23 protein-coding genes are annotated in these 20,122 nt (G+C 62.4%); 10 read left to right on the top strand and 13 right to left on the bottom strand.

The annotated features are described in order from the left end of the window. Positions 1-47 precede the first annotated feature (47 nt). From corA to mpl, 9 genes are all read right to left on the bottom strand, one after another. Positions 48-1,013: a magnesium/cobalt transporter CorA gene (gene corA, locus BUC24_RS00475; RefSeq protein ID WP_073212140.1), complete on the bottom strand. Its 966-nt coding sequence runs from the start codon at positions 1,011-1,013 to the stop codon at positions 48-50. 83 nt (positions 1,014-1,096) lie between these two features. Next, the gene (locus BUC24_RS00470) at positions 1,097-1,507 is read right to left on the bottom strand and encodes a hypothetical protein (RefSeq protein WP_083598614.1); all 411 of its coding nucleotides are present in this window, start codon (positions 1,505-1,507) and stop codon (positions 1,097-1,099) included. Positions 1,508-1,536: 29 nt separating this feature from the next. Continuing rightward, positions 1,537-2,238 (bottom strand): monofunctional biosynthetic peptidoglycan transglycosylase, encoded by a 702-nt coding sequence (gene mtgA / locus BUC24_RS00465; protein WP_073212139.1) that lies wholly within the window; start codon positions 2,236-2,238, stop codon positions 1,537-1,539. Next, on the bottom strand, positions 2,235-3,050 hold the full coding sequence (aroE, locus tag BUC24_RS00460; RefSeq protein WP_073212138.1) for a shikimate dehydrogenase: 816 nt from the start codon (positions 3,048-3,050) through the stop codon (positions 2,235-2,237). Before aroE ends, mtgA begins: the two co-directional genes overlap by 4 nt. After that, entirely contained in the window at positions 3,047-3,928 is an 882-nt protein-coding gene (locus BUC24_RS00455) for a TonB C-terminal domain-containing protein (protein WP_073212137.1), read from the bottom strand. Before BUC24_RS00455 ends, aroE begins: the two co-directional genes overlap by 4 nt. A 90-nt stretch (positions 3,929-4,018) precedes the next feature. Then, positions 4,019-6,055 (bottom strand): ribonuclease catalytic domain-containing protein, encoded by a 2,037-nt coding sequence (locus BUC24_RS00450; protein ID WP_073212136.1) that lies wholly within the window; start codon positions 6,053-6,055, stop codon positions 4,019-4,021. Between the two features lie 4 nt (positions 6,056-6,059). Next, the gene (locus BUC24_RS00445) at positions 6,060-6,650 is read right to left on the bottom strand and encodes a chorismate--pyruvate lyase family protein (protein ID WP_073212135.1); all 591 of its coding nucleotides are present in this window, start codon (positions 6,648-6,650) and stop codon (positions 6,060-6,062) included. Then, on the bottom strand, positions 6,647-7,228 hold the full coding sequence (locus tag BUC24_RS00440; RefSeq protein ID WP_073212134.1) for a YqiA/YcfP family alpha/beta fold hydrolase: 582 nt from the start codon (positions 7,226-7,228) through the stop codon (positions 6,647-6,649). The genes BUC24_RS00445 and BUC24_RS00440 overlap by 4 nt, the downstream gene beginning before the upstream one ends. Then, on the bottom strand, positions 7,225-8,595 hold the full coding sequence (mpl, locus tag BUC24_RS00435) for a UDP-N-acetylmuramate:L-alanyl-gamma-D-glutamyl-meso-diaminopimelate ligase (protein ID WP_073212133.1): 1,371 nt from the start codon (positions 8,593-8,595) through the stop codon (positions 7,225-7,227). The genes BUC24_RS00440 and mpl overlap by 4 nt, the downstream gene beginning before the upstream one ends. A gap of 80 nt (positions 8,596-8,675) precedes the next feature. On the opposite strand from mpl, the gene BUC24_RS00430 reads away from it, so the two are divergent. The 8 genes from BUC24_RS00430 (at position 8,676) to BUC24_RS00395 (ending at position 16,574) form a co-directional block, all read left to right on the top strand. Beyond that, complete coding sequence (locus BUC24_RS00430) at positions 8,676-9,326, top strand: hypothetical protein (protein WP_073212132.1); 651 nt, start codon at positions 8,676-8,678, stop codon at positions 9,324-9,326. Further along, a complete protein-coding gene (locus tag BUC24_RS00425; protein WP_073212131.1) occupies positions 9,323-9,877 on the top strand; it encodes a TlpA family protein disulfide reductase in 555 nt (184 codons plus the stop codon). The genes BUC24_RS00430 and BUC24_RS00425 overlap by 4 nt, the downstream gene beginning before the upstream one ends. A gap of 122 nt (positions 9,878-9,999) precedes the next feature. Then, positions 10,000-10,437, top strand: a complete 438-nt coding sequence (gene aroQ, locus BUC24_RS00420) for a type II 3-dehydroquinate dehydratase (RefSeq protein ID WP_073214548.1) — start codon at positions 10,000-10,002, stop codon at positions 10,435-10,437. A gap of 91 nt (positions 10,438-10,528) precedes the next feature. Then, a complete protein-coding gene (gene accB, locus BUC24_RS00415) occupies positions 10,529-10,993 on the top strand; it encodes an acetyl-CoA carboxylase biotin carboxyl carrier protein (protein WP_073212130.1) in 465 nt (154 codons plus the stop codon). A gap of 7 nt (positions 10,994-11,000) precedes the next feature. Beyond that, complete coding sequence (gene accC / locus BUC24_RS00410; protein WP_073212129.1) at positions 11,001-12,401, top strand: acetyl-CoA carboxylase biotin carboxylase subunit; 1,401 nt, start codon at positions 11,001-11,003, stop codon at positions 12,399-12,401. Continuing rightward, positions 12,398-13,345, top strand: coding sequence for a 50S ribosomal protein L11 methyltransferase (gene prmA / locus BUC24_RS00405; RefSeq protein ID WP_073212128.1), 948 nt, complete (start codon positions 12,398-12,400; stop codon positions 13,343-13,345). Before accC ends, prmA begins: the two co-directional genes overlap by 4 nt. A 4-nt stretch (positions 13,346-13,349) precedes the next feature. Beyond that, complete coding sequence (locus BUC24_RS00400) at positions 13,350-15,626, top strand: DUF3426 domain-containing protein (protein WP_073212127.1); 2,277 nt, start codon at positions 13,350-13,352, stop codon at positions 15,624-15,626. Between the two features lie 9 nt (positions 15,627-15,635). Beyond that, a complete protein-coding gene (locus tag BUC24_RS00395; RefSeq protein ID WP_073212126.1) occupies positions 15,636-16,574 on the top strand; it encodes a carbohydrate kinase family protein in 939 nt (312 codons plus the stop codon). A 90-nt stretch (positions 16,575-16,664) separates the two neighbouring features. On the opposite strand, the gene BUC24_RS00390 is transcribed toward BUC24_RS00395, so the two are convergent. Together BUC24_RS00390 and BUC24_RS00385 are read right to left on the bottom strand one after the other, a co-directional pair. Next, positions 16,665-16,964, bottom strand: coding sequence for a DUF167 domain-containing protein (locus BUC24_RS00390; protein ID WP_073212125.1), 300 nt, complete (start codon positions 16,962-16,964; stop codon positions 16,665-16,667). After that, positions 16,961-17,494 carry a YggT family protein gene (locus tag BUC24_RS00385; RefSeq protein ID WP_373887962.1) on the bottom strand — a complete coding sequence of 178 codons (534 nt, stop codon included), beginning with the start codon at positions 17,492-17,494 and terminating at the stop codon, positions 16,961-16,963. The genes BUC24_RS00390 and BUC24_RS00385 overlap by 4 nt, the downstream gene beginning before the upstream one ends. Positions 17,495-17,643: 149 nt before the next feature. Here BUC24_RS00385 and BUC24_RS27430 point away from each other — a divergent pair, with 149 nt between their 5' ends. Then, positions 17,644-17,778, top strand: coding sequence for a hypothetical protein (locus BUC24_RS27430; RefSeq protein WP_267873456.1), 135 nt, complete (start codon positions 17,644-17,646; stop codon positions 17,776-17,778). Then, complete coding sequence (locus BUC24_RS26815) at positions 17,736-18,542, top strand: hypothetical protein (protein ID WP_178372454.1); 807 nt, start codon at positions 17,736-17,738, stop codon at positions 18,540-18,542. The genes BUC24_RS27430 and BUC24_RS26815 overlap by 43 nt, the downstream gene beginning before the upstream one ends. A gap of 605 nt (positions 18,543-19,147) precedes the next feature. Here BUC24_RS26815 and BUC24_RS26810 read toward each other — a convergent pair. Together BUC24_RS26810 and BUC24_RS26485 are read right to left on the bottom strand one after the other, a co-directional pair. Continuing rightward, positions 19,148-19,324, bottom strand: coding sequence for a hypothetical protein (locus tag BUC24_RS26810; protein ID WP_178372453.1), 177 nt, complete (start codon positions 19,322-19,324; stop codon positions 19,148-19,150). A gap of 181 nt (positions 19,325-19,505) precedes the next feature. Continuing rightward, on the bottom strand, positions 19,506-19,850 hold the full coding sequence (locus BUC24_RS26485; protein WP_143167349.1) for a hypothetical protein: 345 nt from the start codon (positions 19,848-19,850) through the stop codon (positions 19,506-19,508). Positions 19,851-20,122 lie beyond the last annotated feature (272 nt).

Raw genomic sequence — 20,122 nt, 5'->3', positions numbered from 1 at the left:
AGCGCGTGCCGCCGCCATGGCCAAGCGGTGACAGCGGCGCCGCAGATTTAATTGAGCCAGCCGCGCCGGCGGAAGTACACCAGCGGCGCTACGGCCGATACCAGCATCAGCCCCAGCGCCATCGGGTAGCCCAGTGCCCAGTCGAGCTCGGGGATCATCTTGAAGTTCATGCCGTACCAGCTGGCGATCAGGGTCGGCGGCAGGAAGGCGACCGAAGCCACCGAGAACATCTTGATGATCTTGTTCTGGTTAATGTTGATGAAACCGACCGTGGCGTCCATCAGGAAGTTGATTTTATCGAACAGGAAGGAAGTGTGGCCGTCCAGCGATTCGATGTCGCGCAAGATCTGGCGCGCTTCTTCGAACTGCTCGGCATTGAGCAGGCGGCCGCGCATCAGGAAGCTGACGGCGCGCCGGGTGTCCATCATGTTGCGCCGGATGCGGCCGTTCAAATCTTCCTCGCGCGCGATCGCGTTCAGCGCGGCTGCCGCGTCCTGGTCGGTAAATTCTTTCTGCAGAACCCGGCCACTGACTTCTTCCAGGTCCTGGTAAATGCCTTCCAGCGCATCGGCCGAGTACTCGGCGTCGGTGGCGTACAGGTCCAGCAGCACGTCCATGTAGTCGGCAATCGAGCCGGGGCGCGAGCGGGCGCGCATGCGCACCAGGCGGAATACGGGCAAGTCGTCGGTATGGACCGAGAACAGCATTTTCTTGGCCAGAATGAAGGCCACCGTCACCACGCGCGAGGGGCCGTCGTCTTCTTCCAGCAAAAAATCGGTGCGCAGGTGCAGGTCGCCGTTTTCCGCTTCGTAGTAGCGGGCCGACGCTTCGATATCCTTGACCTCGTCTTCGCCGGGCAAAATCACGCCGTAGATGGTCTTGACCCAGGCCCGCTCGTCGTCGTTCGGGTCGGTCAGGTCAACCCAGACCGGCGCGACATTTTCCAAGTCTTCCCGGCTGTCGATGGGAACCTGGTTGAGGCGGCCATTTTGTAAGACAAATACGTTGATCATGCGCTTTTCTCGGCCGGGATTCGAAACAGCGCAAGTGTACCCGTTCGCAATTTGCGCGGCCACCCCGAAACAACAATTTTGTCCTAGAGCGACTGTTTTTCGATCATTTTGTCAAGCATGCGCTTGTGCGGGTCGTTTTCCTCGGGCGGCGGCGGGGGCAGCTTGGGCGCTTCCACCCCGCGCGTGACCTGGATCTTGATGTCCTTGCTGGTCGGATTGGCGTCAACACAATCGGTGTTGGAGATCACGGTCTTGCCATTGATGACACATTTGCGCATCTTGGTATCGCCGCCCGTGGCTGCAGTCTGGGCCGCATCAAGCACGGGTGCCACCCGGCTGCTGCCCACCATCTTGCCGGCCTTGGCAGCCCCTTCGGCAAACAGGTTGCGTTCATGGCGCATCGACATCAGGCCGACCACGGCCACGCCTGCCACCAGGATAGATACAAAAAAAACCATTTTCAGGCTGGTAAAACCGTGTTGGCGCTTTCGCATGGCAGGCTTTCGACAATTCATTGTTAAGTTCATGGTAATTCGGCCGAATTCATGCGGCTGACAATCAGATTCGTGCGCCGCGCCAGATAATTGGTATCGCGGTGGCGGTCGTAATAGCGCGGGTTGGGCAGCATCACCGCCAGGCGCGCGGCCTGGCTGGCGTTCAGGCTGGCCGCGCTGATATTGAAATAGTGGCGGGCGGCCGCTTCGGCGCCAAAAGTGCCGCGTCCGTATTCCACCACGTTCAAATAAATTTCAAGGATGCGTTCCTTGCTCATCACCGTTTCCAGCATGAAGGCAATGATCAATTCCTGGCCCTTGCGGATGTAATTGCGCGAGCCGGACAGGAACAGATTCTTGGCCAGCTGCTGGGTAATGGTGGAACCGCCGCCCACCACCTTGTGCTTGCGGTTGTTGCGCTCGTAGGCCTTTTGCAGCGCTTCCCAGTCGACCCCGTCATGGTCGGCAAAATTGGCGTCTTCCGAGGCAATCACGGCGCGCTTCAAGTTGTTCGAAATGGCAGCGTAGGGCACCCATTTCTGCTGCAAGGTGGCCTTGGGATTCTTTTCGCGCAGCACGGCCAGCTGGTCGCTCATCATATTGGTCATGCGCGGATTGACGAAGTTGTACCAGCACACCATCAACAGGAAGTACAACTGCACCAGCGTCACAATGAGCAAGGGGCCCAGGAACAGCCACTTGATCCACGGCCGCTTGCCGCCCTTGCTCATGCAGCGCTCCGCATCTGCTGCAAGACGGCGCCCGTCTGCGGGCGCACGCCGCGCCACACAAAAAATGCTTCGGCCGCCTGCTCCACCAGCATGCCCAGGCCGTCGCGGGTCACAGCGCCATGGGCGCCAGCGAAGGCCATGAAGGGGGTAGGTTCATTGCCGTACATCATATCCAGCGCCAGCGTGCCAGGACCGAATACGGTCTCGGGCACAGGCGGGACTGTGCCGGCCAGGCTGGCGGCGGTGGCATTGACGATCACGTCAAACCGGCCGTGCAGCGCCTCAAACGTGCTGGCCGAGACCGGCGCGCCATCGCTGGCGGCAGCCGTGGCCAGCGCCTGGGCACTGGCCACGGTGCGATTGGCAATCACCAGGCTGGCTGGCTGCTCGGCCAGCAGCGGCAGCAGTGCGCCACGCGCCGCGCCGCCTGCGCCCAGCAGCAGCACGCGCTTGCCGGCCAGCGGGCACAGCGCATTGCGCACGATGTCGGCCACCAGGCCAGCGCCGTCGGTATTGTCGCCGACGATTTCGCCATCGAGAAAGTGCAGTGTATTGACGGCGCCTGCAGCGCGCGCGCGCGCCGTCAGGGCGCTGGCCAGGGTGGCCGCTTCGAGCTTGAACGGGACAGTGACATTGGCGCCCTTGCAGCCAGCCGCCACCAGGGCAGTCACGGTGGCGCCAAAGCCGTCAAGCGGGGCCAGGCAGCGTTCGTAGACCAGCTGCTGGCCGGTTTGCAGCGCGAACGCGGCGTGAATCAGGGGCGACTTGCTATGCGCAACCGGATTGCCGATCACGCAGTAGCGATCGCTCATGGATTACCCCGGAACTCGGTCTCCAGGGTTTCCTGGCGCGTGAATTTAAAGCCCGCCACCATCACCCACAAGTCGTCCTTGTCGGTCGAGAGCATTTTGGCCGGGAAGCGTCCGAACGGGGCGGCGCGCCGCACAATCGCGATGGCGGCCTTGTCCAGGTCGGCGTTGCCCGAGCTTTTTTCGATGCGGATCCCGCCATCGCGCTGGTACACCGTGCCATCCTGGAAGATCGGGATGTAAAGAATGAGTTCGCCATACATCTTGCGGCCATCTTTTTGCGGGAAATTCAGGGTGCCGATTTCCTCGATCCGCTTGGACATCTCTTTATAGTACATGGCGTAACCGACTTCGCGCGTGCTTGGCGAAATGAAGGTCTTGCGCGGGCGCTTGTTCTCGTCCTCGATGCGCTGGTCGATCTCGGCAGCGGCGCGGGCAATGGCCTTGCTGCTTTCCAGCAGGTCGCGTCCGCTTGCCTCGGGTACCGGTTTTTCCTTTTCCGTCACGGCCGACGCCTGGAAATTCGATTTGCGGCTGCGCGTCAGCAGATTGTGCTGGGCCTCTTCCAGTTCGGCAATGCGGCGCTGGGTGGCGACTTCGGTTTCACCGGTTTCCATGCGCTTCATGTCCGGCAGCGGCGAACGCGAGCGGCCGGCCTCGGCCATGCCGCCGCCATCCAGATTGGCCTGGGCCAGGGCATCGGCCTTGATCGGCGGCTTCTTGTGCTTGGCGTTAACGAGGATGACCTCGAGACCAGGGTCGACCGGTTTCAGCTTGAAACTGTCAGGCGCGGCAAACTTGAAGCTCAACAGTACTACATGGAGCAACACGGAACCGGTGACGGCAATCTTGAGCGGGGTAAGTTGGCTAAGGTACTTCACGCGATAACGGAAAGGATCTATTGAATCAAAGAACGGCCATTCTACATACTAATGGCCGTCCCGCGTAGCAGTTTGCAACACCCGGGGGACTCAGGGGGTCTCGGGCGCCGGGGTCACCACGGCCACCAGGCCCTCGGCCTCAACCACTTCCTCGACCGCCGCCTGGCCGCTGTCAGCCTCCTCTTCTTCGTACTCCAGGTCAGCATCAGCGCTGATCTCCGGCGAACTGGCCACTTCCAGCAGACGCGCTTCGATCGTCAGATCGAGCTCGTCCCAGCGCAGGATGTCAAGCCGCACCTGGGCGCCGCGCGCCACTGCCGGCATGCCCGGCAGGCGCACGATCAGGGGAATGTCGACCAGGCGCAGCACTTCATCCTTGAGTAACACCGCGTCCACCTGGCGCTGGTCCTGCTGGCCAAGCCAGCGCAGGCACCAGTAGCGTTCCATGTTTTGCTGATGGTCGTTGTAGGCCGCGTAAGCGGCGTCAAATGCCGACACAATGGCAAACAAGCCGGCATCGCGCGGCTTGAAATGGGCCACCAGGGGCGCCGTTACGCCGTGCTCGGCGCAGGCCAGAATCTGCCACTGGTTGACCAGGTCGGTATACCGGCGCAGCGGCGAGGTGCTCCACGCATATTGATCCACGCCCAGGCCCTGGTGCGGCGCGGCATGGGTGACCATGCGCACCTGCATCTTGGCAGCCCAGCCCGCGCCACTGCCCGCGCCTTGCGAGCGGTAGATCCCGGGCACGCCGGTATCGTGCATCAGCTTGCCCCAGGTGCTGTTGGCAAAAATCATCAGCTCGGCCACGATCTTGTCGAGTGGCGCGCCACGCTTGCGCCGCAGCACCGACACCACATCGTCTTCGACGTAGAAATTGAAGTCGACCCGGTTGTTCTGCTCCGGCTTCAGGCCAAAGGCTTCGCGCTTGACCATGCGCCCTGCTTCCAGCTGCAGGGCCCACTGCCACAGCAGCGCCAGCTCGGCCTTGTGCGGGTATTCGCCGGCACCGCTGGCCAGCGTTTCTTCGTTGACCAGTTCGTCCAGGTCGTTGTGGCGCAAATTGCTCTGGATGGGCACCATTTCAGCGCGCGTTTCGGTCGACTTGACGCTCCAGTCGGCCGGGTCCAGGTTGGCGTACAGCGACAGGGCCGGGCAGGTCTTGCCTTCGGCCAGAGTGAAGGCGTTGACGATTTCATCGGGCAGCATGGTGATCTTGTCGCCCGGCATATAGACAGTGGACATGCGCGCGCGCGCCATCTTGTCGACCGCGTCGTCGGGACGGATGCCCAGGCCAGGCGCGGCAATGTGAATGCCGACCCGCACCGTGCCATCGTCCAGGGTGACCACCGAAAACGCGTCATCAATTTCCGTGGTGGTCACATCATCAATCGAGAACGCGGCCACGGCCGCCAGCGGCAAGCCGGACGGCGTGGCGGGCACGGGCACGCTGGGGAAACCGGCGCCGCGCGGGAAGTTCTCGAACAGGAAGCGCGCCATGTGCAGTTCCTTGGGCGAGCCCAACCCGCCCACGCTCAGCAGCAAACGCTGGGGCGTGGTGTGCAATTCATTGCACGCGGCGTCCAGCGCCTTGTACTCAATGGTGTTCTTGTCCGGTTTGAACAGCAACTGCTGCACCAGGGGCGCCAGCGCGGCTGGCAGCTTGCCTTCTTTCAGCTCGGCCACGTAGCCATCCTGAATCAAGCCCTGCTGCTTTTTCTTTTCAATCCCGGCCTGGGCCGCGCGCAGCGATGCTTCCGGCGCGGCCTTGTAGCGGCCGCGTCCTTTTTTATAGAAATAGATGGGCGCACCATGCAGGGCCAGGATCAGGCCGGCCGCTTCAGTGGCCAGCGGGGCGTGGCCGAAATACTCGGCGCCCAGATCCATGAAACCGAACTCTTCCTGGCCCGCCACTTCCCACAGAAACTCGAAATCGACATCGGCGGCAATCGCCTTGGCCGCGTCCAGCAAGTCCTGGGGCGCCGGCTTTTCGTACTGGACCAGCACATCCTTGACCTTGACCTTGGTCCGTTTGCCGCTGGGCATTTCGACCTGATAGGCCTCGCCTGCCTGCGACAGCACGCTGCCGACCTTGAAATCGCCGGACTCTTCAAAAAATAGATTCATTGTTTTACTTTGTATTATTGATCGTGGTATTCGGTAGAGACAGGCGCAACGCCAGTACCGCAGGCAAAAACACCTCGGTCACCAGCAGCACGCCGCGGCGCCGGCGGTACAGGCAGCGGCGCGCATACAAGACAGTGTCGCCATCGGCCCCGAGCGCCGCGCGGGCGCGCTGCATCAGGGGATGGCCGGCGCGAATGCGCGCAAATTCCAGTGACCCGCGCGACACCAGCGGGTCGTAAAACAGGGTCGTGCCCAGCGAGCGTTCGCCCAGCGCATTAAACAGCGGCCAGTCGCTGGCCGTGGCCGACAGCGGCACCACCGTGTGCGCAAACACCACCGGCGCATCATCGCAGCGCAGCAGCACTTCGCGTTCCCACACCCGCCCCGGGCGCGCCATGCCGATAGCAGCGGCCTCGTCGGCCAAGCACAAGGCGGTGCGCTGGTGCAGGCGCTGCACCCGGAATGCACTGCTGTGCGCGGACAAACGCGCCGTCAGCGAGCCGCCCGCCGTCAGCCACGGGCGCAGCGCGGCCGGCGCGCCGATCGCGTTGACATGCCGGTGCCACAGGGCCTGGCGCAGCGTTGCCAGCCTCACTGCTGCGCGTCCGCCGCCAGGCAGAACGCCAGCACTTCATCCACATATTGCGGAAACTCGGAAATGGCATGGTCGCTGCCATCGATGACGCGCTGCTCGGCGCCCGCATAGTGGCGCACCATGGCGCGGTAATCGAGCACTTCGTCGCCAGTGGCGGCAATCAGGTAGTAGCGTTCGGGGCGCGTGATCTGGTCGACTGCCAGCGCGCGCAGCTCGTCAATGTATTCGCGCTTGAATTCAAACGGCTTGTCGGAATGGTATTCGGTCGTCACGCCCACGTGCTGGTCCAGGTCTTGCAGGGGCACGATGGCGGGGTTGAGCAGGACCGCGCGGCAGCCCATCTGTTCGGCCAGCCAGGTGGCGTAGTAACCGCCCAGCGAGGACCCGATGATGGCCACCTGGTGCGCCTTGTACGGGGCCAGCAGGGTCTGCACCAGCGCCATCGCCTCTTTGGGCGAGGCCGGCAACTGCGGGCACAGCAGCTCGGCAGCCATGCCACGCTGCTTCATGCTGGCAGCCACCACGCGCGCCTTGAACGAGCGTGGCGAAGAACGAAATCCGTGCAGATAAACGATCATGGTGCCAATCCTTCCAGCAGTTTCTGGTGCACGCCGCCAAAGCCGCCGTTGCTCATCACCAGGATATGGTCGCCGGGACGGGCGGCGTCGAGGATGGCTTTGACCAGGAAATCGATCTGATCAAAGCTGTGTGCAATGTCGCCCAGCGGCTTGAGCGCGTCCGCCAGGCTCCAGCCCAGCGCCTGCTGGCTGCCAAAGCCGAACACCAGGTCGGCGTCGCGCAGACTGCCAGGCAAGGCATCTTTCATGGCGCCCAGTTTCATGGTGTTCGAGCGCGGTTCCAGCACCGCCAGAATGCGCCCGGCGCCACTGCCCAGCTTCTGGCGCAAGCCCCCGACGGTGGTGGCAATCGCGGTCGGGTGGTGCGCAAAGTCGTCGTACACGGTGATGCCGTTCACCACGCCGCGCACTTCCATGCGGCGCTTGACGTTTTCAAAGCGCGCCAGCGACTCGGCGGCCTGGGCCGCCGGCACGCCCACGTGGCGCGCGGCGGCAATCGCGGCCAGCGCATTGCTGCGGTTATGGCGGCCCGTCAGGTTCCAATTCACCGTGCCCACGGTCTCGCCCTGGAACACGACGTCAAAGCTGCCGCCCGGGTGCTCGACCATGGTCCAGCTCACGCCCTCGCTGCTGCCGAAGGTTTCCAGCTCGCTCCAGGTACCGCGCTTGAGCACGCGCGCCAGCGAGGCCTCGTCGCCATTGACCACCAGCCGGCCAATGCCGGGCACGGTGCGCACCAGGTGGTGGAACTGGGTTTCGATGGCACCGATATCGGGGAAGATGTCAGCATGATCGTATTCGAGGTTGTTCATCACCGCGGTTTTGGCGTGGTAATGGACGAACTTGCTGCGCTTGTCGAAGAAGGCGGTATCGTATTCGTCGGCTTCGATCACGAAGAAGTCGGACTCGGTGGCGCCTGACAGGCGCGCCGATATGCCGAAATTCATGGGCACGCCGCCAATCAGGAAGCCGGGCGCATAGCCGGCGTCTTCCAGGATCCAGGCCAGCATGGCCGAGGTGGTGGTCTTGCCATGGGTGCCGGCCACAGCGAGCACCCACTTGTCACGCAGAATGTGTTCGCCAATCCACTGGGGACCGGACACGTACGGCAGACTGCGGTTGAGAATTTCTTCAATCAAGGGGTTGCCGCGTGAGACCACGTTGCCAATCACGTACAGATCGGGCGCGAGCTGGGTCTGGTCGGCACTGAAACCCTGGATCAGTTCGATGCCCTGGGCTTCCAGCTGGGTGCTCATGGGCGGGTAGACATTGGCGTCGCAGCCGGTCACTTTATGGCCGGCTTCCTTGGCCAGAACCGCCAGACCGCCCATGAAGGTGCCGCAAATACCAAGGATGTGAATATGCATGACTGAACCGGTGCAAAGGAATGAATACGCGATTTTACCCGACGCCATGCCATTTTCGATTCCAGAGTAATATCTCGGTCATGATGCCGAACCAATCCGACGAGCTGCAGCAGTTGCGCGCCCAGATCGCTGCCGTGGCCGCGCGCCTGGTGGCACAGGACGGCGCCGAGTACGGCGCAGCCAAGCGCAAGGCTGCCAGCCAGGTGCTGGGCAATGCCCTGCCGGCCGCCAATCTGCTGCCCGACAACGCCGAAGTGGAAGAAGAAGTGCGCCGCTATCAGGCCTTGTTCCAGGGCGACAGCCAGCCAGCCCGGCTGCAGCGCCTGCGCACCATTGCCCTGCAAGTGATGGATGCGCTGGCCGCGTTCCAGCCGTATTTAACTGGGCCGGTCCTCAATGGCACGGCCGGCGAGCATGACGACATCCATCTGCAACTGTTTGCCGACAGCGCCAAGGAAGTGCAAATTTTCCTGCTTGGCAAAAACGTCGACATCGACATCTCGGAAACGCCGCACTTCAAGGGCCCCCGCCACGACCCGGTCGAAACCGTCAGCTTCCTGTGGCACAAGGAAGGCGTGCATGCCGAGCTGTATGAACTGCACGACTTGCGCGGCGCGCTCAAGGCCCGCCCGGATGGCCGGCCGCAGCGGGTCGACGCGGCCGGGCTGCGCGCCCTGATGCAAGACGAACAACAGAACAACCCACCTTCTCCCCACCAGGACCCAGCATGACCAGAAAAGAAGTACTTACTTATGTCGGCTTCGCGCTGCTGTTTGCTGCCATCGGCGCCTATGTGGCCGCGCGCCGCAATGTTCCGGCGCCTGTCGTGACGACCCCGCCGCCGGCGGTGGCGGCCGGACCGGTCGAAGAACTGTTCGGCCAGTCCATGAACGATGCCAGCGGCGCCAGCCATGCCCTGGGTCGCTGGAAGGGCAAGCCGCTGGTGGTTAATTTTTGGGCACCCTGGTGCGCGCCCTGCGTGGCCGAGATGCCGGAACTGGACCAGCTGGCCACCGCCAGCGCCGCCCGCAACATCAACGTGATTGGCATCGGCATCGATTCGCCGTCCAACATCGCCGAATTTGCGACCCGCCTGAAGATCAATTACCCGCTTTATGTGGCCGGCCTGTCGGGCACGGAGCTGGCGCGCAAGTTTGGCAACAGCGCTGGCGGCCTGCCTTACACCGTGCTGATCGGCGCGGACGGCAAAGTCGTCAAAACCTATCTGGGCAAACTCAAATTCGACGAATTGCAGGCTGATCTGAACAAGCTCCAGCCCTGACAGACTGTTAATAGCTAGTACTTTGTGACGGCTTTCTGACCGCTCGTGCAATTTTTTTCCCTTGCCAATGCCGGTTGTTGGCGGCAAAATGCGTGACTTTCGCGACAATGGGTTTCTCCAACATGGCAAAAAAGCTCTTGCTGCTCAACGGTCCCAACCTGAATCTGCTGGGCACCCGCGAGCCTGAGGTGTACGGCAAGGAGACCCTGGCCGACATCGAAAACGCCGCTGCAGCCCAGGCTGCGGCAGCGGGAGCGAGCATTGCATGTTTCCAGAGTAACCACGAAGGCGCCCTGATTGACCGCATCCACGCTGCCCGTGAGGAAGGCGTGGACGCCATCGTCATCAACCCGGGGGGCTTGACCCATACCAGCGTCGCCTTGCGCGACGCCCTGGCAGGCGTGGCGATCCCTTTCGTTGAGGTACATATCTCCAATATTTACCAACGGGAAGCGTTTCGCCACCATTCCTACCTCTCCGCCATTGCCAAGGGCACCATTTGCGGGCTCGGCACTGATGGATATCGTTTTGCCATCGACTTCGCGCTCAAAAAGCGCTAATCTCCTGGCATCTTCAAGCAATTGCGCGGTTACGCTTTTATCCGAGCCGGCCGCATACTCTTAAAATCAAAATAATTCCAAGGGGTTTCACATGGATTTACGAAAACTCAAGACGCTGATCGACCTCGTCGCCGAATCGGACATCGCTGAACTTGAAGTGACTGAAGGCGAGAGCAAAGTACGCATCGTCAAGTCGTCCGCAATCCCGCAGAATCAAATGGTGATGATGCAGCCGCAAGGCATGCAGCAGCACTATGCACCGTCGCACGCGCCCGCCCCTGCCGCCGCTGCGCCGGTTGCCGCCGTCGCCGCCGAGCCAACCGGCCACATCGTGAAGTCGCCGATGGTCGGTACCTTCTACCGCTCGTCCGCCCCAGGATCGCCGGCGTTCGTGGAAGTTGGCGCCACGATCAAGGAAGGCGACACCCTTTGCATCATCGAAGCGATGAAGCTGCTCAACGAAATCGATTCCGACGTTGCCGGTGTCGTGACCAAGGTCCTGGTTGAAAACGGCCAGCCGGTCGAATTCGGTCAACCGCTGTTTGTGATTGGCTGATCGCGCCATGTTTGAAAAAATCCTTATTGCCAATCGGGGCGAGATCGCGCTGCGTATTCAGCGCGCCTGCCGCGAAATGGGCATCAAGACGGTGGTGGTCCACTCGGAAGCGGACAAGGACGCCAAATACGTCAAGCTGGCCGACGAGTCGGTCTGCATCGGTCCGGCCCAGTCCACGCTCAGCTACCTGAACATGCCCGCTATTATTAGTGCGGCGGAAGTGACGGATGCCGAAGCAATCCACCCCGGTTACGGCTTCCTGTCGGAAAACGCCGACTTCGCCGAACGCGTGGAAAAATCCGGCTTCGTCTTCATTGGCCCGCGCTCGGAATCGATCCGCCTGATGGGCGACAAGGTCTCGGCCAAGCAAGCCATGATCCGCGCCGGCGTGCCCTGCGTGCCAGGCTCCGAAGGCGCGCTGCCGGAAGACCCGAAAGAAATCATCACCACGGCCCGCAAGGTCGGCTATCCCGTCATCATCAAGGCCGCCGGTGGCGGCGGTGGACGCGGCATGCGCGTGGTGCACACCGAAGCGGCCCTGCTCAATGCCGTGGCGATGACCAAGACCGAAGCCGGCACTGCCTTTGGCAATCCGGAAGTGTATATGGAGAAGTACCTGGAAAATCCACGCCACGTGGAAATCCAGATCCTCGCCGACGAACACAAGAACGCGGTCTGGCTGGGCGAGCGCGATTGCTCGATGCAGCGCCGCCACCAGAAAGTGATCGAAGAAGCGCCAGCGCCCGGCATCCCGCGCAAGCTGATTGAAAAGATTGGCGACCGCTGCGCCGAAGCCTGCCGCAAGATCGGCTACCGCGGCGCCGGCACCTTCGAATTCCTGTACGAAAACGGCGAGTTCTATTTCATTGAAATGAACACGCGCGTGCAGGTCGAACACCCGGTCACCGAAATGATTACCGGCATCGATATCGTGCAAGAACAGATCCGCATCGCCTACGGCGAAAAACTGCGTTTCCGTCAGCGCGACATCATGCTCTCCGGTCACGCCGTGGAATGCCGGATCAATGCCGAAGACCCGTTCAAGTTCACCCCGTCGCCAGGACGCATCGTGTCCTGGCACGCACCGGGCGGCCCTGGCATCCGCGTTGACTCGCATGCCTATGCCGGCTACTACGTGCCACCGCACTACGATTCGATGATCGGCAAGGTCATTGCCTACGGCGCCACGCGCGAGCAGGCCATTCGCCGCATGCAGATCGCGCTGTCGGAAATGGTGGTTGAGGGTATCCTGACGAATATCCCGCTGCATCGCGAACTGATGGTCGACGCCCGCTTCATTGAAGGCGGTACCAACATCCATTACCTCGAGCAAAAGCTGGCGGACAAGCCGGACTTGCCCAAGGCTGGCGCCATCGGCAACAAATCGGAAAGCAAGGCAGAAGCATGAGTTGGACTGAAGTCGTCATCGAAATCGCACGGGAACATGCCGAGGCCCTGTCGGACGCCTTGATGGAAGCGGGCGCCCTGTCCGTCTCCGTCGAGGATGCCGACGAAGGCACCGAGCAGGAAAAGCCGCTGTTTGGCGAACCTGGCATGGAACCGACCGAAGCGGCGTGGGAACACAGCCGCGTGGTAGCGCTGACCGATGTCGACGCTGACCAGAACGCCATCGTCGCGGAAGCGGCGGCGGCCATTGGTCTGGCCCAGGCACCTGCCTTTGCCGTGCGCAATGTGGCCGACGAAGACTGGGTGCGCCTGACGCAATCCCAGTTCGCGCCCATCCACATTGGCAAGAACATCTGGGTGGTTCCAAGCTGGCACGAAGCGCCGGACCCGGACGCCCTGATCCTTGAACTCGATCCCGGCCTCGCTTTTGGCACCGGCAGCCACCCGACCACCCGTCTGTGCATGGAATGGCTGGAAGCGCATCCGGCGCCCGGCAAGACCGTGCTTGACTACGGTTGCGGCTCCGGCATCCTGGCCATGGTGGCCAAAAAAATGGGCGCCGGCGACGTCGCCGGGGTCGATATCGATCCCCAGGCCATTGAATCGGCACGCGCCAATGCCGAACGCAACGATTGCGTGATCGACTACTACCTGCCGGACAGCTTTGCCAGCTCCAGCAAGGCCCAGCATGCCAGCGGCCGCTTCGACATCGTGGTCGCCAATATTCTCTCGAGCCCGCTCAAACTGATGGCGCCGATGCTTGCTGGCCGGGTCGCCCCGGGTGGTGCGCTGATTCTGTCGGGCGTGCTGGCACGCCAGGCCGAAGAAGTGGCGGCGGCGTACGCGCCGTTCATCAAGCTGGGCGTGTGGGCGGAGCAAGACGGCTGGGTGGCCCTGCACGGCCAACTCGGCAGCGACGCCGTTCCTTCCGCGCGCGGTCAATAAAGGCATGGCCCTCGCCACACGCTGCCCCCACTGCAAGACGACTTTCCGGGTCGCTTCCGACCAGCTAAAGCTACGCGGGGGCATCGTGCGTTGTGGCACCTGCCATCAAGTCTTCGATGGCAATGCCACCCTGGTCGACCTGGACGCACCGGTGACGGTGATGCGGGTCGATCCCCCTGCCGCGCCCGAAATCCCCGCCTGGCTGGCGCGCAATCCTGCGCCGCAGCCGCCCGAACCGGCAGCTGCACCTGCACCTGCACCTGCACCTGCACCTGCACCTGCACCTGCAATTGTTCCTGCACCTGATCCTGCACCTGATCCTGCACCCGCACCGCCGCCGCCCGGACCAGCGTCCCCACCCGCGCCGGACCCATTTACGTCCGAGATCGGCGACGCACCGATTCCCGCCTGGCTTGCACGCGCAATGGATGCCGAGGTCAAGGTCGAACCAGCGCTGGACATCGCCTTTGAACCGATTGTTTTCAAGCCGGTAAGCAATGCCGACGCGGCTGCGCCTGCGGCGCCCGTCTCCGAGGCACCCGCGCACCCATCCGAACCTGCGCCTGCACCACCAAAACCGTTCGAACTGATCATTAAGCCCGACCTTCTGGCGCAGTCGGACCGCCCGCACGACCTGCCCGCGCCTGCTGTCGCGGCACCGCCAAAAACCGGCGGCTGGCCTTTTGGCGCCGATGCCGATGCTGGTGCTGATGCCGATGCCCAGACGATGGACGAAGCGCTGGCCCTGCCCGGCACAGCACCGCAAGCCAGTGTGCACGACAGCGTGCCGCTGGAGGCAGCGGCCCCGCCCGTGGAAGAATCAGCCGCCGTGGAAGAAACGCCGGCCCTTGCAATAGCGCCGCCGGTCGACGCTGAGCCGGTCGCTGACGTGGCATCCATCACCGACGCGCCGTCGCTGGAAGTGGCCCCGGTCATCCAGGCTGCGCCAGAGATGGAAGCGGAAGTGCCGGTCCCGGCTGCGCCGCAGATGGAAGCGGATGTGCCGGTGGAGCCTGTGCCGCCTGTGCCGCAGGACGCGCCCGCACCACTGGGCGACCTGGCACCAGTGGGCACCGTCCCGCCGCTTGATTCACCGCCCGCACCCGACGAGCCCGCGCAGCCGGCCGCCCTCACCCTGGATGCAACGCAGTCAGCGGCAGCCAGCGAGGACGAGGAGTTCGACCCTGCATTGTTGACCGGCCCGCTGCGCCTGCCGCCAGGCTACGCGCTTGACTACGACCTGAGCGATCCGGAAGGCTACGTCGAAGCCGAGCCGCCAGCGCCTGCGCCGCCGCTTGCATCTGTACCCGTCGCTGCAGCGACACCTGCGTCCGACCCCGATACCGAACTGGGCGCTCTGCCTGACGACGAAGCCCATTACGAGCTTGATCTGGAGCCCGTGCCGGCCGAGTCATTCGAATTGTCGGTGAGCGACGAAGTGGAATTCTCTTCCGCCGACGCCATCAGCCAGCTGCCGCCGCCAGCGCCCGAACCAGAGTCGGCCCCGGCGCTGGCACCCTTGGCTGAGCCAGCGCCAGAACCCGAGCCCGCGCCTGCACCGGTTGCCCAGGCGGTGCCGGAAGCAGCCGCCGTCCCCGCGATCGATGACGCCGCGCCGGTCTCGGTGCTGCCTGACCTCGAATCGGGCCCCCTGCCCTTGCTGCGCGCCTCGGCCGCACCCGCGCCAGAGCCAGAGCCGGAACAAAACGCCGTTGCCGCAGTGCCGCCCGCGCGTCTGCCCGAACCAGAGCCGGAACTCGACGAACCCGAATTCGTCCGCCTGGCGCGCGAAAAGGAACTGGCCTCGCGCCGCCGCACCATCATGCTTGCCGTGGGCTGCGTCGTGCTGGCACTGGCACTGCTGGCACAAGGCATCACCACCTTCCGCAACGTTCTGGCGGCCAAGTACCCGGCCCTGAAGCCTGCAATCAGCGCCGGCTGCGCTGTGCTGCGCTGCAAGATCGAACTGCCGGCGCAGCTGGACGCGCTCAAGATTGAAGCGCCCGAGCTGCAGTCGCTGGGACAGAACACCTTTGTGCTGACCACCTTGTTGCGCAACGAGAGTGGACTGACTCAGGCGTGGCCCTACATCCACCTGGAGCTGACCGACGCCAACGACAAGCCGCTGGTGCGGCGCGTGTTCACGCCTGCGCAATACCTGCCCGCCACGGTGGCGCCGGCAAAAGGCTTTGCTGCCAGCTCCGAGCAGCCCGTCAAGATCCATTTCGAACTGAAGCAACTGAAAGCGTCCGGCTTCCACGTTGCCGTTTTCTATCCATAAGGCATGACCATGACCAAGACCACCCTGATCTGCGGCTCGCTCGCGTTCGATAAAATCATGCAGTACAACGGACGCTTTGGCGAAACCCTGCTGGCAGACCAGCTGCACAAGGTCAACGTTTCCTTCCTGGTCCCGACCTTGCGCACCGAATACGGTGGCTGCGCGGCCAACATTGCCTACAACCTCAAGATGCTGGGTGGCGATCCTTTGATCATGGCCACCATTGGCCAGGATGGCGGCGAATACCTTGAGCGTTTCGAAACGCTGGGCATTTCCACGCGCGCGATCCGCAAGATCGGCCACGCCTATACGGCCCAGTGCTTCGTCACCGCCGACCTCGACAACAACCAGATCAACGCCTTCCACCCCGGCGCCATGCAGTTCTCGCACGAGAGCAATGTGGCGGACGTGGGCGCGCTGCGGGTGGCGATCATCGCGCCGGACGGCCGCGACGGCATGCTCAAGCACGCCAAGGATTGCGCTGCGCAGAACATTCCCTTCATGTTCGATCCGGGTCAGCAGTTGCCCATGTTCAGCGGCGCCGAGCTGATTGAATTCATCAACGAAGCGAGCTATGTCGCTGCCAATGACTACGAATTCGAGATGTTGATGGACCGTACCGGCCTGAGCCTGGCTGACATTGCCAGCCGTCTGGACGCGCTAATCATCACCCGCGGCGAAAAGGGTTCCGAAATTTACGCCAAGGGCGAGCGTCACGAAATTGCCTGCGTTAAAGCGGATGCGGTGGTCGATCCCACTGGCTGCGGCGACGCCTTCCGCGCCGGCCTGCTGTATGGCATTGTCAACGGCTACGACTGGCCGACCACGGGCCGCCTGGCCAGCGTCATGGGCGCCATCAAGATTGCCCACACGGGTGGCCAGAACCACAGCGCCACTGCAGCCCAGATCGCCGATAAATTCGAAGCTGCCTTCGGCTACCGCTACTAATATGGCCTGATCAACGGCACGGCTTAGGATCACCACACCGGGGTCAGACCACTTTTTGCTTTCGGCAAAAGTGGTCTGACCCCGGTTTGCTTATGGGAGCAGCAGGCGGGCAGCGTCGGCGGGGGTGAGGCTGGTGCCAGCGATCTCGATGCGCTTGGTCTTGCTGGTCAGGCCGTGGCTGATGCGCACGGCACTGCGTGGCTGTCCCAGCGCCTTGGCCAGGAATTTGATCAGCGCTTCATTGGCCTTGCCCTCGATGGGCTGCGCCTGCAGGCGCAGCTTGAGGGCCCCATCGAGCACCCCGATCACTTCGGTTTTTTTGGCATTCGGCGTGATTTGTACCGTCAGCCGCAAACCAGCCTCGACCGCACTGCACCAGGCGGGATTCACCGATAGCCGAACAGCATTGCCAGCACGATCTGCAAAATCTGCAGCAGGATCAGCGCCACCAGCATCGAAAAGTCGATCCCGCCCAGCGGCGGCACGATGCGCCGCAAATGGCGCAGCAATGGGTCGTTCAGGGCGCGTACAAACGGCGCCAGCGGCGCGTGCGGATTGATCCAGCTAAATACCGCCTCGACGATCAGCAGCGCCATGAAGCCATACAGGATCCAGGTCAGGAAGCGGTACACGGCCAGCTTGCCCACCGTTTCCAGATCGGCAGCGGGATTGAGCAGATAGATCGAGGTGGCCAGCGCCACCACCAGAAAGGCGCCAATCAGGCTGGCCCAGTCATACCCCCCCACGCCGGGCACAATACGCCGCATCGGCCGCACCAGCCAGTCCGACAGGGTAAAGGTAAATTGCGCCACCGACGCTGGTGGGCGCACCCGGATCGCCTGCATCCAGAAGCGGAGCAACAGGACGCCACCCAGAATGGTGGCTATGGCATCGACGATCAACTGGAGAATACTGAGCACTGGGACTCCTTGAATGGGGGCGCGCTGTCGTCAGCGCAAGCTGCTGGCGCCGGCAGCGCAAAAAAAAACCGCTGTGTGACGAAGCCACACAGCGGTATTTTGCCTTATTCAGGCACAGCCTGCCAATTACGGACGGCTGCTGGTCGGGAATGGCCATGCTGCTGCTGGCGCCAGTACGGTTTTGGCCGCTGGTGCTGGTGCTGCTGGCGCAGCCGCTGCTGGTGCAGGCGCTGGTGCTGGCTTGGCTGCCGGTGCTGCTGCCTTTGGTGCGGCTGGCTTTTTAGGCGCGGCCTTTTTCACTGCTGGCTTGGCTGCTGGCGCTGCTGCCTTGGCTGCTGGCTTAGCCGCAGCCTTAACCGGCTTTTTTGCTGCTGGCTTAGCCGCCACCTTTTTTGCTGCTGGCTTGGCCGCTGGCTTCGCTGCTGCTTTAGATGCTGCTGGTTTCTTGGCTACGGCTTTTTTTGCTGCTGGCTTGGCTGCGGCTTTTTTGGCTGCTGGCTTTGCTGCTGCTTTTTTGGCTGCTGGCTTGGCTGCGGCTTTTTTAGCTGCTGGCTTTGCTGCTGCTTTTTTGGCTGCTGGCTTGGCTGCTGCTTTTTTGGCTGCTGGCTTTGCTGCTGCTTTTTTGGCTGCTGGCTTGGCTGCTGCTTTTTTCGCTGCTGGCTTCGCTGCTGCTTTTTTCGCTACAGGCTTGGCTGCGGCTTTTTTCGCTGCTGGCTTGGCTGCTGCTTTTTTCGCTGCTGGCTTTGCTGCTGCTTTTTTCGCTACAGGCTTGGCTGCTGCTTTTTTAGCTGCTGGCTTGGCTGCTGCCTTTTTCGCTGCTGGCTTGGCTGCTGCCTTTTTCGCTGCTGGCTTGGCAGCTGCTTTTTTGGCGGCTGGCTTCGCTGCTGGCTTGGCGGCGGCTTTCGCTGCTGGCTTAGCGGCGACTTTCTTAGCTGGTTTGTCGGCAGCGGCTTTCGCGGCTGGCTTTTTTGCTGCTGGTTTCTTAGCGGCTGTTGCCATTTGGGTTCTCCTTCATCTGCGATGGGAAAAAATCACGCTACAAGATTAAAACCCGTCCGACCCGTAACTAGGTCAGGCGAATTATTCATCGGCACAAACGTGTTCCCTGTTTATGCTAATGAATTCGGCACCAGCTGAACTGCTGCAACTCCTCACTTTTGCAGCACTTCAGCTTTAGCCCTCCCAACTTCGGAGGACAAATCGGGTGTTTCAAGTTAGCTGTTCATCTCGTCGACCTGCACATCGCTGAAAAGAAAAAGCCGCCATGCCTGAACAGGATCAGGCAGTGCGGCTATTTTTTTTCGTCGAATTTAAGTGCATATCTGTTTGAATCAGCTTCCCATTTTGATCGTTTGATTTGTCGGCGCGCGCGGTAAAAAAAGTCGCGTTCACGTTTTGACAAATTCAATCACGTAAAGTACACGAAAACCTTGTCAGTGCGCAACTGGCGCGCGCTGATTCGTTTACTTTTTTTTGGCGCGAACGCGCCCAACGCACATAAGGCGTTTTGATTTTGGTGTTTTCGACGCGCGTGCCGCCGCGATTTTCGCGCCGCGTTGTGCGCATCGCGGCGCATGCGCGCCGATTTTTTTCGGCGTGCGCGCGCGTCGCCGCGGCGTCGTTGAAGTGCCCGCATGGCGATCCGCCGCTGCGCTAAAAACCGCCGCGCGGGTACCAAAAAAAACCATGGATGCGCACGCGCCGCTTGCCGGCCGGCGGGTGTGCCGCAAGTCGCGCGCGGGTTGGTTCGGCGTGCGTGTCGGAACGCTGGCGCGGCCACCATCGCAGCGCCGGCAGCGTCTTCTCGTCAAGCTGAATCGGCTGCGTCATGTGAGTTCAAATCATGCACCGGCATGTGCAATGCATTGATTCGTCTGACTATTTTTTAATCGCGTCATTTTTTGCCAGTCCGATTTATGCGCCCGGCACACGCGCGCAGCTGCGTTGCTGCGCCACTTCGGCGTGCGTGACTGGCGTCGCCGCAAGCGAGCAAAGTGCGCTGCATGCGCGCTCAAAGTGTCGTGCTGGCGTGTCCAACACGGCTGTGCGGCGGCCAAAAAAGCCGCCTTGCGCGCGCGAAAATGGCGAGGCCAGCGCGCTGGCGGGGGCCGCTGATCCGGCCGCAAAAGCGCTTCTCACGCGCGCCGAAAACCGTCTTGGTGGGTGCGTGCATGTGGCGCTGCGATGGTCCGCGCGTGTAAAAAATGGCGCATCGATTGCGCGCCGATGACGCGCGCTGCGCGCGTGAAGCGACGCGAAAAATAATTTTGCGCCGCATGTCGCAAACACGCGTAAAGCGTTGGGATTTTTCCACAAGATTGCGATCGCGCGTCGCGCGCGCGTGAATCGGCTGCACGCATGTATCGAAGTGGCGAGCGCTTTATTGGACATGGAGCGCGATGCCGCGCGGTCGGCCGCGGCGGCGAGGTGGTGCCAATACGCACTGGCATTTGTCCAGGCGGAGCGGAGGTGGTGTGGGTCCCCGCCTTCGCGAGGACGATGTAGCGGCGCGCTGGCAGTGCGGATCGAGGCTGCTGGCGACCGTCCGCGGACAGCGGCAAGGTGGCGCCACTACGCACTGGCATTTGTCGAGGCGGAGCGGAGGTGGTGTGGGTCCCCGCCTTCGCG

Origin of the sequence: Massilia sp. CF038 (assembly GCF_900129765.1) — a bacterium.
In the GTDB taxonomy this organism is placed as follows: domain Bacteria; phylum Pseudomonadota; class Gammaproteobacteria; order Burkholderiales; family Burkholderiaceae_D; genus Telluria_A.
The sequence above is the reverse complement of the archived record's forward strand: the minus strand, read 5'-3'. Positions and strand labels throughout refer to the sequence as shown.